The 15079-nt window shown below is 73.5% G+C and carries 15 protein-coding genes and 1 other RNA gene; 7 read left to right on the forward strand and 9 right to left on the reverse strand.

The features are described from left to right. Window positions 1-48: 48 nt before the first annotated feature. The 4 genes from ACIHCX_RS01545 to ACIHCX_RS01560 are packed head-to-tail and all read right to left on the reverse strand — an operon-like array spanning window position 49 to window position 3858. A complete protein-coding gene (locus tag ACIHCX_RS01545; RefSeq protein WP_400025537.1) occupies window positions 49-690 on the reverse strand; it encodes a response regulator in 642 nt (213 codons plus the stop codon). Between the two features lie 49 nt (window positions 691-739). Continuing rightward, complete coding sequence (locus ACIHCX_RS01550; RefSeq protein WP_400025539.1) at window positions 740-2176, reverse strand: sensor histidine kinase; 1437 nt, start codon at window positions 2174-2176, stop codon at window positions 740-742. 15 nt (window positions 2177-2191) lie between these two features. Further along, a complete protein-coding gene (locus ACIHCX_RS01555) occupies window positions 2192-2920 on the reverse strand; it encodes an ABC transporter permease (RefSeq protein WP_400025541.1) in 729 nt (242 codons plus the stop codon). Next, a complete protein-coding gene (locus ACIHCX_RS01560; RefSeq protein WP_400025543.1) occupies window positions 2920-3858 on the reverse strand; it encodes an ABC transporter ATP-binding protein in 939 nt (312 codons plus the stop codon). The genes ACIHCX_RS01555 and ACIHCX_RS01560 overlap by 1 nt, the downstream gene beginning before the upstream one ends. A gap of 189 nt (window positions 3859-4047) precedes the next feature. Between ACIHCX_RS01560 and ACIHCX_RS01565 the strand changes: the two genes are divergently transcribed. Further along, window positions 4048-4932: a MaoC/PaaZ C-terminal domain-containing protein gene (locus ACIHCX_RS01565; RefSeq protein WP_400025545.1), complete on the forward strand. Its 885-nt coding sequence runs from the start codon at window positions 4048-4050 to the stop codon at window positions 4930-4932. 291 nt (window positions 4933-5223) lie between these two features. Here the strand turns inward: ACIHCX_RS01565 and ACIHCX_RS01570 are convergent, their stop codons facing one another. Both ACIHCX_RS01570 and ACIHCX_RS01575 read right to left on the reverse strand, forming a co-directional pair. Then, complete coding sequence (locus ACIHCX_RS01570) at window positions 5224-5640, reverse strand: hypothetical protein (protein WP_400025546.1); 417 nt, start codon at window positions 5638-5640, stop codon at window positions 5224-5226. A gap of 234 nt (window positions 5641-5874) precedes the next feature. Continuing rightward, complete coding sequence (locus ACIHCX_RS01575) at window positions 5875-7272, reverse strand: hypothetical protein (protein ID WP_400025548.1); 1398 nt, start codon at window positions 7270-7272, stop codon at window positions 5875-5877. A gap of 196 nt (window positions 7273-7468) precedes the next feature. Between ACIHCX_RS01575 and ACIHCX_RS01580 the strand changes: the two genes are divergently transcribed. Genes ACIHCX_RS01580 through ACIHCX_RS01590 form a run of 3 tightly spaced genes read left to right on the forward strand, consistent with a single transcriptional unit; the run spans window position 7469 to window position 10421 of the window. Further along, a complete protein-coding gene (locus ACIHCX_RS01580; RefSeq protein WP_400025549.1) occupies window positions 7469-8350 on the forward strand; it encodes a Nif3-like dinuclear metal center hexameric protein in 882 nt (293 codons plus the stop codon). Between the two features lie 13 nt (window positions 8351-8363). Further along, window positions 8364-9107, forward strand: coding sequence for a zinc ribbon domain-containing protein (locus ACIHCX_RS01585; protein ID WP_400026573.1), 744 nt, complete (start codon window positions 8364-8366; stop codon window positions 9105-9107). A 48-nt stretch (window positions 9108-9155) separates the two neighbouring features. Continuing rightward, entirely contained in the window at window positions 9156-10421 is a 1266-nt protein-coding gene (locus ACIHCX_RS01590) for a bifunctional RNase H/acid phosphatase (RefSeq protein WP_400025551.1), read from the forward strand. Between the two features lie 75 nt (window positions 10422-10496). Here the strand turns inward: ACIHCX_RS01590 and yaaA are convergent, their stop codons facing one another. Next, on the reverse strand, window positions 10497-11297 hold the full coding sequence (gene yaaA, locus ACIHCX_RS01595; RefSeq protein WP_400025553.1) for a peroxide stress protein YaaA: 801 nt from the start codon (window positions 11295-11297) through the stop codon (window positions 10497-10499). A gap of 76 nt (window positions 11298-11373) precedes the next feature. Here yaaA and ACIHCX_RS01600 point away from each other — a divergent pair, with 76 nt between their 5' ends. Beyond that, window positions 11374-12897: an RNB domain-containing ribonuclease gene (locus tag ACIHCX_RS01600; RefSeq protein WP_400025555.1), complete on the forward strand. Its 1524-nt coding sequence runs from the start codon at window positions 11374-11376 to the stop codon at window positions 12895-12897. Here ACIHCX_RS01600 and ACIHCX_RS01605 read toward each other — a convergent pair. Continuing rightward, window positions 12884-13033 (reverse strand): hypothetical protein, encoded by a 150-nt coding sequence (locus ACIHCX_RS01605; RefSeq protein WP_400025557.1) that lies wholly within the window; start codon window positions 13031-13033, stop codon window positions 12884-12886. The two genes, ACIHCX_RS01600 and ACIHCX_RS01605, sit on opposite strands and share 14 nt — an antisense overlap. Before the next feature lie 179 nt (window positions 13034-13212). On the opposite strand from ACIHCX_RS01605, the gene ACIHCX_RS01610 reads away from it, so the two are divergent. Further along, window positions 13213-13791 carry a Uma2 family endonuclease gene (locus ACIHCX_RS01610; RefSeq protein ID WP_400025559.1) on the forward strand — a complete coding sequence of 193 codons (579 nt, stop codon included), beginning with the start codon at window positions 13213-13215 and terminating at the stop codon, window positions 13789-13791. Between the two features lie 55 nt (window positions 13792-13846). Next, window positions 13847-14248: RNase P RNA component class A (gene rnpB / locus ACIHCX_RS01615), an RNA gene on the forward strand. A 69-nt stretch (window positions 14249-14317) separates the two neighbouring features. Here the strand turns inward: rnpB and ACIHCX_RS01620 are convergent. Continuing rightward, window positions 14318-14644, reverse strand: coding sequence for a hypothetical protein (locus ACIHCX_RS01620; protein ID WP_400025561.1), 327 nt, complete (start codon window positions 14642-14644; stop codon window positions 14318-14320). Window positions 14645-15079: the final 435 nt, after the last annotated feature.

The following is a 15079-nucleotide window of genomic DNA, read 5'->3' on the forward strand; positions in this document are numbered from 1 at the left end:
GCTGTCCGGTGGTCGCGGTCGTGCCGGCGGCCGCGGTCGGCCCGGCGGTTACAGCCAGCCCTGGTGGCGGGCCTCCCGTACGGCCTCCGTGCGGTTGCGGGTGCCGGTCTTGCCGATCGCGGCGGACAGGTAGTTGCGGACGGTGGACTCCGACAGGTGCAGCTTCGCGGCGACGTCGGCGACCGTCGCTCCGTCGGCGGAGGCCCTCAGCACGTCGCACTCGCGGGCGGTGAGCGGACTGGGGCCCGCGCTGAGGGCGGCCGCGGCGAGCACCGGATCGACCACCGTCTCCCCGGTGAGCACCCGGCGGATCGCGGCCGCCAGTTCCTCCACCGGCCCGTCCTTGACCAGGAAGCCCCCGGCCCCGGCCTCCATCGCGCGGCGCAGATAACCGGGCCGGCCGAAGGTGGTCAGGATCAGCACCCGGCAGTCGGGAACCTGCTCGCGCAACTCGGCGGCGGCGTCCAGACCGCTCATCCCCGGCAGTTCGATGTCCAGCAGCGCCACGTCGGGGCGGTGGGTCAGCGCGGCGTCCACGACGGCGTCGCCCGCCGCGACCTGGGCGACGACCTCCATGTCGTCCTCCATGCCGAGCAGCAGGGCGAGCGCGCCCCGCATCATCTGCTGGTCCTCCGCGAGCAGGAGGCGGATGGGCTTGGCGGGCCGGCGGTCCCCAGGCGTCTCGTTCACGGACCAAGGGTATGGACTCGCGCCCCGCGGGCGCGGGCACTCGGGGCGGTTACCGCGAAGCCGAGCCGAGCCGGGCACGGCCGCTGTCCACCGGCTTCTCGGTCTCCGCCGACTTCCCGGTCTCCACCGGCTTCTGGCTGTCCAGCGGCTTCCCGCTGGTCACGGGTTCCCCGTTGTTCATGGGCTCCTCAGTGTCCACAGGGACTTCGGCGGTCACCGTGAAACCGCCGCGGGGCGAGGGCTCGGCCCGCAGCGAGCCGCCCGCCGCCGCGAGGCGTTCGGTCAGCCCCTTCAGGCCGGTGCCGCCCACCGCGGCCGGCGCCGGGCCCTCGGCCCACTCCGGGTCCCCGGCCCGCCCCGGGGCCCCGACCCCGGTCCGCCCCGTGGAGGTGCCGTCCCCGTCGTCGACGACCGTCAGACGTGCCCGTCCGGCCGTGCCGGTGACGGTGATCTCGCAGCGGCTCGCGCCGCTGTGCCGTACGGCGTTGGTGACCGCCTCGCGCACCACCCAGCCCAGCAGCGCCTCCGCGCCCGGCGTCAGCGGAGGGCCCGAGCGGCGCACCACGGGCTCGATGCCTGCGGCGGTCAGCGCCGAGCGGGCCCGGTCCAGTTCCGCGCCGAGGCCGCCCTCGCGGTAGCCGGTGACCGCCTCGCGGATCTCGGTGAGCGCCTGCCGCCCGACGGACTCGATGTCGGTGATCTGCGTCAGCGCCGCCCCCATGTCGCGGGCCGCCAGCCGCCGGGCCGCCTCCGACTTCACCACGATCACCGACAGCGTGTGGCCGAGCAGGTCGTGCAGGTCCCGGGAGAAGCGCAGCCGCTCCTCCTCCACCGCCCGGCGGGCCAGCTCCTCACGGGCGGCGCGCAGTTCCCGTACGGCGTCGGACAGGCTGAGGATCACCGCCGTGACCACCGTCGACAGGAACGTGCCGTAGCCGATGTTGATCCCGTTCCAGCCCTCGTGCAGCCCGGCGACGATCCCCGCGAACAGGCCCAGCCCGACGCCGATCCGGCCGAGCGACGGCCCGCGCAGGGACGCGCCCGCCGCCAGGCCGAACAGCGGCAGGAACAGCAGCCAGGTGCCGCCGTACCCGACGGCCAGACCGCATGTCACCAGGAACAGCAGCAGCAGCGCGAGGCGGGTGGAGCGGGCCGTGCGCACGCGCTTGTCGAAGGCGCGGAACACGACGTAGACGTAGAGCGAGTTGAAGGCCAGCAGGCCCAGGCCGCCGATCCACGGGTTGGGGGTCTCGCCCTGGAAGAGGTTGGAGAAGGCGCCCATCCCCATCATCAGCCACGGCAGCAGGGCGAAGCCGGTGGGCGGCGGGCCGAGGTGCTCGGGCATCTGCCCGGCCTTCCGCGCCGCCTTGTGCTCGGCCTTGAGCCGCTCCTTGTTCTCCTTCCAGTACCGCTGCGCCTCGCGCCCCTCCCGGACCGCTGCCTGCCACGACTCCACGTGGCAGGAGATCCTGTGTGACCAGCTCATGTTCCGTTCCCCCGATCAGGCCTCGCCGGCATGGCGGCGGTAGGACAGCACAGCGTACGAACCGAACAGCGACAGCCAGGCCGCCAGTACGAGGATGGCACCCGCCGCCGGGGCGGTCCCCTCGGTGACCGAGATTCCGAGTTCGGCGATCCCGCGCGTGGGCGTGTACCCGGACAGGGCGCGCAGCCAGCGCGGGAACAGCTCCACGGGGAACCACAGGCCGCCGAGCACCGCGAACCCCAGATTGCACACCATGTTGACCACGCCGGTGGTCTGCGCGGTCAGCTTGTAGCCGTTGCCCAGGCCGAGCAGGGTGAACGGGATCGAGCCGAGCCACAGCAGCAGCGCCGTCGACACCCACTGCCACGCCGCCAGTCGTATGCCGTTGAGCAGTCCGCCCGCCAGCAGTACCGCGCAGATCGCGGGCAGCACGGTCACCGAGGCGGTCAGCGCCCGCCCGGCCACGACCTGGCGCGGCGTCATCGGGGTCACCCTCAGCTGCCGCAGCCAGCCGACCGTACGGTCCTCGGCGACCCCGCCGCCGGTGTTGAGGGCCGAGCCGACCGCGCCGTAGGCGGCCATGCCGACCATGGAGGCGGTCCGCCAGCCCCGGTCGGCGCCGTCGCCGAGGTTGGTGAACAGCAGGTACATCATCACCGGCATCGCGACCCCGCCGATCACGAAGCCCGTGTCGCGCAGGGTGCGGCGCACCTCGAGGCGCAGGTAGTCGAGTACGTCGCTCATCACGCCGCCTCCCGCTCCCGCTCGGTGGCCGCACGCGCGCCCGTCAGGGCCAGGAACGCGTCGTCCAGCGACGCCGGTGCGACCTCCAGCCCGCGCACGGCACCCAGTCGGGCCAGGGCGATCACGGTCGCGTCCGGGTCGTCGGTGCGCAGCCGCGCCCGGTCCCCGCGCACCTCGAGGGAGCGCACGCCGGGCAGGAGGTCCAGGCCCTCGGCGCCCTGCCCGGCCAGGTCGAAGGCGACCAGGCCGCCGCCCGCCGCGCGCCGCAGCTCCTCGCCGGTGCCGTCGGCGACGAGCCGGCCGTGGTCCAGGACGAGGATCCGGTCGGCGTGGGCGTCGGCCTCCTCCAGGTAGTGCGTGGAGAACAGCACCGTGCGACCGCCGCGCGCGTAGGTCCCCATCGCGTCCCAGAAGGCGTGGCGCGCCTCCACGTCCAGGGCCGCCGTCGGTTCGTCCAGCACCAGCAGCCCGGGGTTGCCGGCCACCGCCACCGCGAACCGGACCCGCTGCGTCTGGCCGCCGGAGAGCCGGTCCACCCGCCGCCCGGCCAGGTGGGCGATCCCGGCCAGTTCCAGCGCGCGGGCGACGGACAGCGGCGCCGGGTAGCGACCGGCCACGAAGGCCACCAGCTCGCGGACGGTGACCCGGGGCACCGCCCGCGCCTCCTGGAGCATGGCCCCGACCAGGCCCGCGCGCACCGCCCGCTCCGGCGGCCCGCCGAACAGTTCGACCCTGCCCGCGTCGGGCGCGTGCAGGCCGAGCAGCAGCGAGATCGCCGTCGACTTGCCGGCGCCGTTCAGGCCGAGCAGGGCCACCGTCTCGCCCCGCTCGATGGTCAGGTCGACGCCGTCGACGGCGCGAACGGCGCCGAAGGCCTTGACCGCCCGTGTGAAGGACACGGCACGTTCCGTGTGTGTCATGTCTACGACCTGTGTCATGTCTACGACGCTACGAACTCCCCTGCCGGGCAGGGCAGATGCGCTTGTACGGACTCCGGCAGGACAAATGTCACGGTCGGCGGATGAGCCTCGCGTCTCGTGCCTCGTGCCGGAGTGTTGGATTCCTTCACAGGCGAAGGGCGCTGGGCTATACAGGGGAGCGCCAGGAGATTCTGATTCCGGAGACCCATGCCCATCGACGCAGCCCAGGCCCTCGCGGCCGCACCCCGTACCGGTGAGATCTCCTGGAGCCACGGGGACGTCCTGCTCTACCACCTCGGCATCGGCGCGGGCCTGCCCGCCACCGACCCCGGTGAACTGCGCTACACCCTGGAGACCCGGCTGCACGTCCTGCCGAGCTTCGCCACCGTCGCCGGCGGCGGCCCGCCCGGTGTGATCAGAGGCCTGTCCATGCCCGGCGTCGACGTCGACCTCGCCCGTGTCCTGCACGGCGGCCAGTCACTGACCGTGCATCGCCCCCTCCCAGCGGCGGGTACCGCGACCGCCACCAGCCGTATCGCCGCCGTGTACGACAAGGGCACGGCGGCCGTCCTGGTCCTGCGCACCCAGGTCGCCGACGGCGACGGCCCGCTGTGGACCGACGAGGCGGAGATCTTCGTCCGGGGTGAGGGCGGCTGGGGCGGCGCCCGCGGTCCCTCCGCCCGCCCCGTGGCGCCGGCCGGCGAGCCGGACCGGGTCGTCGAGCGGACGGTCCGCGAGGACCAGGCCCTGCTCTACCGCCTGAGCGGCGACCGCAACCCGCTGCACGCCGACCCGGAGTTCGCCGAGCGCGCCGGCTTCGACCGGCCCATCCTGCACGGGCTGTGCACCTACGGCATGACGCTCAAGGCGGTCGTCGACACGCTGCTCGGCGGTGACGTGGCCCGCGTACGGTCCTACGGCACGCGCTTCGCCGGGGTGGTGTACCCGGGGGAGACCCTGCGCATCCGCATGTGGCGGGGGGACGGCGGGGTCCTGGTGACGGTGAGCGCCATCGAGCGGGGGGACGCGCCGGTGCTGACCGGCACGGTCGTCGACCACGCCGGACACGGAACGGCCCCGCCCGTCAGCTGACGGGCGGGGCCGCGGCGTTCGACGTGCCGTCAGGCCGCCGATTCGTTCTGCTCCGCGGGCCTGCGGTGGCGGCCGCTGGGTGCGGCCTCACCGTCGCCGTTCGAAACCGGACCCCGGTGCTTGCCATGAGCCGCGGACTCTTCGACGTCGGCCGCGGACGGCTGGTTCGTGCTGGCGTCGCTCATCGGAAGAAATTCACCCCGTCAACAATGATCTTTCGTGCAGCCGGGCGAGTCTAACCGGCACACCTCGGGTCGAATCCAGGCGGCCACGCCAACTGGCACTACTTCGTTACAAGCCGCCCCAGGGGTTGTGAGCTGCCGCGAGCACGCGCAGGAGTTCGGCGCGGCGGTCGGTGCCGAGCACGTAGCGCTTGCCGTTGGACACCGTGATCTCCACGGCGTCGTGTCCACGCATGACCAACCCGAGCGCTCCGTCCGTGGTCATACGAAGTCCCAGGCCCCGCATGTCGCGCGCCTGAATCCGGCGGGGCTGGACGGCGACCACGTCGGTGACCTCGATGGCTTTCCTCCACACCGGAAACAGGGACAGGACGATCTCCTCGTCGTCGATCCGGAGCGCGCTGTGCATCGACAGCATCAGCACAGGCCCGAGGCCCATGCAGGTCACGACCAGGAGGCGGGGAACGATCTGCGCCGACTGGGCCCACAGAAACGGGGTGCTTGCCGCGCAGGCAGCCAGGAACACGGACAGAGGGATGTCGACAGGGCGAGGCAGACGCCTCCGTTCACAGAAGAGCAACGTGCCGGTCCGCCTCTTCTCCGTCACACCGCCACCTCCCGAGGGCCCGGTCCAGCCGTGGCCTCTCGGCTGCCCATGGAGGGGGCGGAGGTGCCATTTCGGGTGAGTCTCCACGGTAGTCAGGCCCGGGGCCAGCCAACTGGAGGCTCCGAAGGCCGGATCCGAGGATCACCAGCCTCCTTACTTCCGCTCCGTTCGTAGGAACGGTGCCTGTTGGAGCGGAACGGGACGGGGAGTGGGGCGGGGACCGAGCGGGGGCGGAGAACCGGGTTCCGGTGCGGAGCCGGGGGGTGTTGCGGCTTCGGCTTCGCGAGGGGCTTGGGGGCCGGTGTGGGGCGCGGGGTCGGGCTCGGTGGGGGGTACGGCCGGGGGTGCGGGATGCGGTCCGGCGTCGGCTCGTGGTCCGGATACGGCGGGTGGTTGGGGCTCGGATCGCGGCGTGGATGCGGCGGGTGGTCCGGGGCGTGGGGCGGGGGTCGGGGGCAGGTTCGGCGTGTCGGGTGGGGCGGGGGGCGGGATGCGTGCACCCGCCGGTCCCGGCGCCGGGGGCGACTGCCTCGTGGGAGACGTCCACCGCGCCACACCGCACGACACCGCGCTCGTGGCGTAGGGCAGACGGAGTACGCCGTCGTCGGTCCACAGTCCGGACCCGGCCAGCCACCCCTCGGGTGCCCGAAGATGACGTACCTGACGCTCGGCGGGCTGCCACACAGCCACCCAGCTGCCGGACGCGCCGTCGCACCGCAGCGCCACCCCGCACTGCTCGGGGGTGAGTACCTGCCCCGGCTGGATCGCGAACGGCGTCACCACGCAGTCCGGCAGCCGCAGGCACTCCGGGAAGCGCACCGGCTGCGTGCTGCCCAGCACGCCCCAGCCCAGCCGCTGCCGCCCGGGCGAGGGGGCGTCCGAGCGGATCAGCAGCAGTCCGCTGTCGAGGTCGGCGAGCAGCAGCCGGTCGTCGCTTCCGGCGGCGATCTGGAGCAGCGGCGACGTCTCGCCGCCGCCCTCCAGGTCCACCACGACCGCCTTGGTGCGCCCGCCCGTCTCCTGGTCCAGGGCCAGCATCCGCCCGGCGCGGTCCAGCCAGACCCCGCCCGAGCAGCGACCCGGCACCTCGGCCAGGTGCTCGGGCCCGAAGGCGCCGCCCACCACCAGCCACACCGCCGAGGACCGCTGGCCCACGGCGAGCGCGTAGGCCCGCTCGCCGCCGGGCGCCGGGGGCAGCAGCCGAAGCCCGGTGCCTTCCGGGCACTCGAGGGCGCCGAGCGGCAGCTCACCGGTGCCCGGGCCGGTCGGGTACAGCAGCGAGAAGGTGTGCCGGCCGGCCACCAGCCGCCGGATCAGCACCCGGCCGTCGCCCATCGGCAGCACCTCCGTGCCGGGCTCCTCGGGCTGGTTGCCGGGCAGCGGCACCGCGTACGGCTCGGGGCCGTCCAGCGTCCAGCGCTCCGGGTACCAGGAGTCGCCGCCGCGTGCGAGCCGGGCGGCGTAGGCGCCGTCCACCGTGATCGTGCAGCCCGCCCGCGGGGTGCCGTCGTCCTCGCCGGCCGCCGAAGTCTCGACAATGCAGGCTGTCATTCTTCGGTCACCTCCTGCCAGGACGGTAGTTTTCCTCCCCACACAGGACGGACCGGCGGGCGGCTGCTTCACACATACGGGTGGCCCAAAAACGATTCGCCTGAAGAAACCGAGACCGGTGTGCTGAGCGGAGCGGTCCGTACGGAGGCGACGGGACCGGTTCAGCCGCGGCGAACACCCAGGTAGCCTTGCACCCGTGCCCCGTCTGTCTGAAGTCATCGCCGCGCTGGAGAACCTGTGGCCCGCCGAGCGGGCCGAGTCCTGGGACGCGGTCGGCACCGTCGTGGGCGACCCCGAGCAGGAGGTCGGCCGGGTCCTGTTCGCCGTCGACCCGGTCCAGGAGATCGCCGACGAGGCGGTGGAGCTCGGCGCGGACCTGCTGGTCACCCATCACCCGCTCTACCTGCGCGGTACGACGACCGTGGCGGCCTCCACCTTCAAGGGCCGCGTGGTGCACACTCTGATCAAGAACGACATCGCCCTGCACGTGGCCCACACCAACGCGGACACCGCCGACCCGGGCGTCTCCGACGCGCTGGCCGGGGCGCTGGACCTCAGGGTCGTACGCCCCCTGGTGCCGGACACCACCGACCCGGAGGGCCGCCGGGGCCTCGGCCGGGTCTGCGAACTGGACCACCCGCTGACCGTGCGCGAACTCGCGGCCCGCGCCGCCGAGCGGCTGCCCGCCACCGCGCAGGGCATCCGCGTGGCCGGCGACCCGGAGGCGGTCGTCCGCACGGTCGCCGTCAGCGGCGGCTCCGGCGACAGCCTCTTCGACGACGTACGGGCCGCGGGCGTGGACGCCTTCCTCACCGCGGACCTGCGCCACCACCCGGCCTCCGAGTTCATCGCGGCCGGCGCCCGCAGTCCCCTCGCGCTGCTCGACGCGGCGCACTGGGCCACCGAGTGGCCCTGGTGCGAACTGGCCGCCGCCCAGCTCGACGGGATCTCCGACCGGTGCGGATGGGGCCTGCGCGTCCACGTCTCCAAGACGGTCACCGACCCCTGGACCGCCCACGCGGCGTCCGCCGCCACCCTTCCGACGAGCGCTTCGCGCGCCCCTTCCTCTACTAGCTAACGGGAGCCCCCAACTGAACGCCGCGCCCGCCGACCAGATCCGACTCCTCGACGTCCAGGCCCTCGACGTCCGCCTCCAGCAGCTGGTCCACAAGCGGAAGTCCCTGCCCGAGCACGCCGAGATCGAGTCGCTGAACCAGGACCTCACGCAGCTGCGCGACCTCCTGGTGGCCGCGCAGACCGAGGAGAGCGACTGCGCACGCGAGCAGACCAAGGCCGAGCAGGACGTGGACCAGGTGCGCAAGCGCGCCGCCCGTGACCAGCAGCGCCTGGACTCCGGCGCGATCACCTCGCCCAAGGACCTGTCGAACCTCCAGAACGAGATCGTGTCCCTCGCCAAGCGGCAGGGCGACCTGGAGGACGTGGTCCTGGAGGTCATGGAACGCCGCGAGTCCGCGCAGGAGCGGGTCACCGAGCTGACCGGGCGCGTCGCCTCCGTCCAGGCGAAGGCCGATGACGCGACCGCGCGCCGGGACGCGGCCTTCGAGGAGATCGACGGCGAGGTCGCGTCCGTGACGAAGGAGCGCGAGGTCATCGCCGGTGCCGTACCCGCTGACCTGCTGAAGCTCTACGACAAGCTGCGCGGGCAGCAGGGCGGCATCGGCGCGGCCAAGCTGTACCAGCGCACCTGCCAGGGCTGCCGGCAGGAACTCGCCATCACCGAGCTGAGCGAGATCCGCAAGGCCGCCCCCGACACGGTCGTACGCTGCGAGAACTGCCGCCGCATCCTGGTGCGCACCGCCGAGTCCGGTCTGTAGTCGGGTTCGTAGTCGGGTCTGTAGTCGGGTCTGCAAGGAGCGAGCGGCGTGCGGGAGTTCATCGTCGAGGCCGACGGCGGGTCGCGGGGCAATCCGGGGCCCGCGGGCTACGGGGCGGTGGTGCTGGACGCGGCGACGGGGGAGACCCTGGCGGAGCACGCGGAGTACCTCGGCGTGGCCACGAACAACGTGGCCGAGTACCGGGGCCTGCTGGCCGGCCTGCGCGCCGCGCACGCCCTGGACCCCTCGGCGGCCGTGCACGTCCGCATGGACTCCAAGCTCGTCGTCGAGCAGATGTCGGGCCGCTGGAAGATCAAGCACCCCGATCTGAAGCCGCTCGCGACGGCGGCGGCGCGGGAGTTCCCGGCCGACCGGGTCACCTACGAGTGGATCCCCCGCGAGCGCAACAAGCACGCCGACCGGCTGGCCAACGAGGCGATGGACGCGGGCGGCCGCGGCGAACAGTGGTCCGGCCCGTCCGCGGACACGCGGGTCGGCCCGGCCACCGACCGACTCCCCGGCACGGACCTCATTTCCGGCAGCGGCGCGGGCACTGAACAGCTCCCCGGCACCGGCGCGCGCGCCGACGTGCGGGCGGCGCGCGCCACCGCCGCGGGTGGCCCGGAGGCTTCCGCTGCCGGTGCGGGGCCGGACAGGGCCGCCACGCCCGGCTGGGCACCCGCCGACCTCGGTACCCCCGCCACCCTCGTTCTGCTGCGGCACGGCGAGACGCCGCTGACGCCGCAGAAGCGTTTCTCGGGCAGTGGCGGCACCGATCCGTCGCTGTCCGGCGTGGGCCGGGAGCAGGCCGAGAAGGTCGCGGCGGCGCTCGCCCGGCGCGGTACCGTCCAGGCCGTCGTGTCCTCGCCGCTCGCCCGCACCCGCGAGACGGCCGGTGTCGTCGCCGCCCGCCTCGGCCTCGACGTGACCGTGGAGGAGGGGCTGCGCGAGACCGACTTCGGCGCCTGGGAGGGGCTCACCTTCGGCGAGGTGCGCGAGCGTTACCCGGACGACCTGAACGCCTGGCTGGCCTCCCCGGAGGCCCAACCCACCGGTGGCGGCGAGAGTTTCGCGGACACCGCGGTCCGGATCGCCGCCGCCCGGGACAAGCTGGTCGCCGCCCACGCGGGCCGCACGGTGCTGCTCGTCACCCACGTCACCCCGATCAAGACGTTCGTCCAACTGGCCCTCGGCGCCCCGCCGGAGTCCCTGTTCCGCATGGAGCTGTCGGCGGCGTCCCTGTCGGCGGTGGCGTACTACGCGGACGGCAACGCGAGCGTCCGCCTGTTCAACGACACGTCCCACCTGCGCTGAACGCCACCGCCACGCGGGGGAGCGGATGCCCACGTGGGCCGCGTGGGTGGGTCCCCGCGCGGGCGGATCCCCGCGTCAGTGGATCTCCGTCACCACCACGTCCAGCGCCCACGGCCGCCCCGCCTTCCCCGGCGGCTCCGCCTCCACCACGTACCCGAGGTCCCGCAGCGCCTCCACCAGCTCCGCCGGGTCCTTCGGAGCGGCACCCTCGGTCAGCAGGGCGCGTACGATCCGGCCCTTCGTGGCCTTGTTGAAGTGGCTGACCACGGACCGCTTCTCCACCCCGTCCACGACCTGGGAGTGCAGCACCCGCACGGTGGCCGTCCGGCCGGCGACCTCCCCCTTCGGCCTCCACGCCGCCGCGTACGCCGAGGACCGCAGGTCGAGCACCAGCCCGTCACCGGCCGTCTCGGGCAGCACCGAGGCCATCGGCGTGCGCCAGTACGCGGCCAGCGCGCCCAGTCCGGGCAGCTTCACGCCCATCGAGCAGCGGTAGGACGGGATCCGGTCGGTCACCCGCACCGCGCCCCACAGCCCCGAGAAGACCAGCAGCGAGCGCGCGGCGCGCCGCTTGGCCGCCGGGTCGAGGGAGGCCAGGTCCAGGGCGTCGTAGAGCACCCCGGTGTAGATCTCCCCGGCGGGACGCGTCCCCGCCGTGCGCAGCGCGGCGTTCTTGGCGACCTCGCCGCGCAGACCCTCGCTCAGCCCCAGCACCTCGCGGGCCTTCTCCTCGTCCCCGGCGCACAGCTCCACCAGTTCCGTCAGCACCGTCTCACGGGCGGCGGCCAGCCCCGGCAGCGAGAGCGACTCGGGCCTCAGCGAGGCGCCGCGGCCGGCGGCGGCCTTGCCTTCGGACGGGGGCAGCAGGACAAGCACGGGGTTGCTCCTTCGGGTAGCGCTCCGCGACAGCGTACGGCGTGCCGCCCGCGCGCCTCCGCCCTACGCTCGCTGTATGCCCCGCCGCCCGCTCCGCGTGACCGGCGCCCCCGAAGGACCCCTGCGGGCCGCCCTCGCCGCACTGCGCACCACGCTCGGTGTGCCCGGAGGCTTCCCGCCCGCGGTGCTCGCCGAGGCGGAACGGGCCGCGCGGGACCCCGCGCTCCCCCTGCACGACGCCACCGACATCCCGTTCTTCACCCTCGACCCGCCCGGCTCCGCCGGTCGTGACCGGGCCGGACTCGACGGGGCCGGTCGCGAAGGGCCCGGACTCGACCGGGCGATGCACCTGTCCCGCCGGGGCAGCGGCTACCGCGTCCGCTGCGCCGTCGCCGACGTGGCCGCCTTCGTCGTGCCGGCGGGCACCGTGGACACCGAGGCGCACCGGCGGGCGGTCACCCTGTACCTCCCCGACGGCGGAGTCCCGCTGCACCCGGCCGTCCTGGGCGAGGGCGCCGCGAGCCTGCTGCCCGGGCAGACCCGGCCCGCCGTGCTGTGGACGGTCGACCTGGACGCGGAGGGCCGCACGCGGTCCGTCGACGTCCGCCGCGCCCTGGTCCGCAGCCGGGCACAGCTGGACCGCACCGGCGTGCAGAAGGAGATCGACGGCGGGACCGCCGACGAACCGGTCGCGCTGCTGCGGGACGTGGGACGGCTGCGGGAGCGGCTGGAGGCCGAGCGCGGCGGCATCTCGCTCGTGGTGCCCGAGCAGGAGGTCGTGGAGCACCCGGCAGACGTGCCCGGGGGTCGCGCCTACGAGCCGGCGTACCGCGCCCCGCTCCCGGCCGACCGCTGGAACGCCCAGCTCTCCCTGCTCACCGGCATGGCCGCCGCGGAACTGATGCTGGCCCACGGCACCGGCGTACTGCGCACCCTGCCGCCCGCGCCCGACGGCGCGGTCGGCCGCCTGCGGCGCAGCGCGCACGCCCTGGGCGTCGACTGGCCGCACCACGTGTCGTACACCGCCCTCCTGCGCACCCTCGACGCGGACCGGCCGCGGCACGCGGCCTTCCTGCGGGAGTGCGCGTCCCTGCTGAGCGGCGCCGGCTACACCGTCTTCCGGGACGGCGGTCTCCCGGCGATCACCACGCACGCCGCCGTCGCCGCGCCCTACGCGCACTGCACGGCCCCGTTGGGTCGCCTCGCCGACCGGTACGCCACCGAGATCTGCCTGGCCGCCGTGGCCGGTCAGGACGTGCCCGAGTGGGTGCTCACCGGGCTGGACGCGCTGCCGGAACGGATGGCCGAGGGCACCCGGCGCGCGGCCGCCGTGGAGCGGGAGTGCCTGGACGTGGTGGAGGCCGCGCTGCTGAAGGACCGGGTCGGCGAGCTCTTCGACGGCTGGGTGATCGACGTCGACGCACACGGCCCCACGGCCGGCACCGTCCACGTGGAGTCCCCGCCCGTCGTCGCCCGCGTCGAGTCCGGCACCGCAGTCGGCACCGTCCCCCTGCCCCTGGGCGAACGGCTCCGCGTACGCCTCACCCGGGCCGACCCGTCCGCCCCACCACCCGCGAGGGTGCGCTTCACCCCCGCGTGAGCACCCGCACGAGCCCACCGGCGTCCTCGGCGTGGAACCGCACGAGCCGCACCCGCCTGCGCCTGCCGAGGAGGGTGACGTGCTCGACCGGCGCGGTCAGTTCGAGGGTGACGGAGGTCTGCGAGCCGACGGGCACGTCCAGTGCGCCCTCGGCCCGCTCGTGCGCCGTGCGCGTCTCGCGGCGCGCGGACGCGATCGTCCGGCGGCTGACCCGGGTGGTGTTCCTGTGCCACGATCGAGGGAAGGTTCCCGATCTCTTGAAAAGGTGATCTTGGAATGTCCCAGTCTGGTGAGCGACCGAAGGAGGGGCGTGACATGACTGCCGTGGCTCATGAGCCCACCACGCCGGCTGAGGGCCTGCTGGAGATCTTCCTGTCCCTCGACACCCCGGAGGGCTTCCGGGCCGAACTGATCGAGGGGGAGATCGTCGTGACGCCGCCGCCGGACGGGGAGCACGAGAAGTACATCAGCCGGATCGTGAGGCAAGTGATCAAGCGGTCCAGGATCGACATGGACTTCTCGGGGAACAAGGGACTGAGGCTGGCGAAGGGCGGCGGGTGCCCGAAGAACTACGCGGTCCCGGACGTCACGTTCGCCGCCCTGAATCTTGATCTCTTCGGGGGCGCCGACTGCTGGATGCCCTGCGACGGGGTTGCCATGGTGCTGGAGGTGACGTCCACCAAGCCGGAGGCCGACCGCGAGGCCAAGCGCCGCTGCTACGCCCGAGAGGGCATTCCCCTCTACCTGCTCGTCGATCGCGAAGCTTCCATGGTCACGCTGTTCAGCGAGCCGGAGAACGACGACTATCTACGGCTGCTCAAGCGCTCGTTCGGCGACGCTCTGTCCCTTCCCGAGCCCTTCGCCTTCGACCTGGACACCGCGGACCTCCTCTGACCCGGCCGGAAGCGGGGCCGGTCGGTGTGACCGGTACCATGGTGCGTACGGCAGACGAGCCGGGCGGACGGCCGCGTGGAGCCCTCAGGGGCTTCCCGAGGAACGTCCGGGCTCCACAGGGCAGGGTGGTGGCTAACGGCCACCCGGGGTGACCCGCGGGACAGTGCCACAGAAAGCAGACCGCCGGGGATCTCGGTCCTCGGTAAGGGTGAAACGGTGGTGTAAGAGACCACCAGTGCCCAGGGTGACCTGGGCAGCTCGGTAAACCCCACCCGGAGCAAGGTCAAAAGGGGCCGCCGCAAGGCGGCTCTGCGCGGACGTTCGAGGGCTGCCCGCCCGAGTCCGCGGGTGGACCGCACGAGGCCGGCGGCAACGCCGGTCCTAGATGGATGGCCGTCGCCCCGGGCTCCGCGAGGAACCCGGGGAACAGAACCCGGCGTACAGCCCGACTCGTCTGCCGCTTAATGGTCTGCGCCGTAAGTCCTTCGGGGGTTGACTTCGATGCTGCTTGTAGGCGTGCTCGCGCTCAGCTGTTGAGGGCGGTGAGGTGGAGGTGGCAGGCGGTGTCGAGGGCGTCCTCGGGGGTGCCGCTGTGGCTGCCGGTGGGCAGGAGGGTGTCCTGGTAGCGGTCGTCGGCGGGGTCGTGGAGGGCGAAGCCCCACCGGCTCGCGGTGCCGGTGTAGCGCAGACGCATCAGCTTGAGGCGCCCGCCATCGGCCAGTTCGCCTTGAACGTAGGCGTACTGGCCCTGGTGGCGGACATGCAGGCCGGCCAGCTGCGGCCAGGCCGCTTCGGCGCGTATCTGCAGGTACAGCTCGAGCTGGAGCCGGGTGTGTTCCGAGGGCGTGGGCACAGCCGACATCCTGCCGCAGGACTGGGCGGCCGTGTGCGGCAGGATGCCGTCTGTCGTGATCCACTTCTCGTGATCGGCGTGCCTGCCTTGCCCGTTGCCTCCGCCCGCCCGATAGTCCTGACCGCCTCGGAACGCGAGCGGCTCAAGAAGATGGCCTACGGCCACAAGACCGAGTACCGGCTCCGTCAGCGTGCCCAGGTTGTCCTGCACGCGGCCCGGAATCGCTCCAACGCCCGGATCGCCCGGGAGACCGGGCTGCATCTGGCACCGTCCGCACCTGGCGCGGCCGTTTCGCCGCTCACCGGCTGCCGGCCCTGGGCGACCGCAAGCGCTCCGGACGCCCAGCCACCTTCACACCGTTATAGAGCGCCCAGGTCAAGGCCCTGGCCTGTCAGCTGCCCGCGGAGAGCGGCACCCCGCTCTCGCGCTGCTCGG

It is taken from the genome of Streptomyces sp. NPDC052043, from assembly GCF_044548235.1.
Taxonomy (GTDB): domain Bacteria; phylum Actinomycetota; class Actinomycetes; order Streptomycetales; family Streptomycetaceae; genus Streptomyces.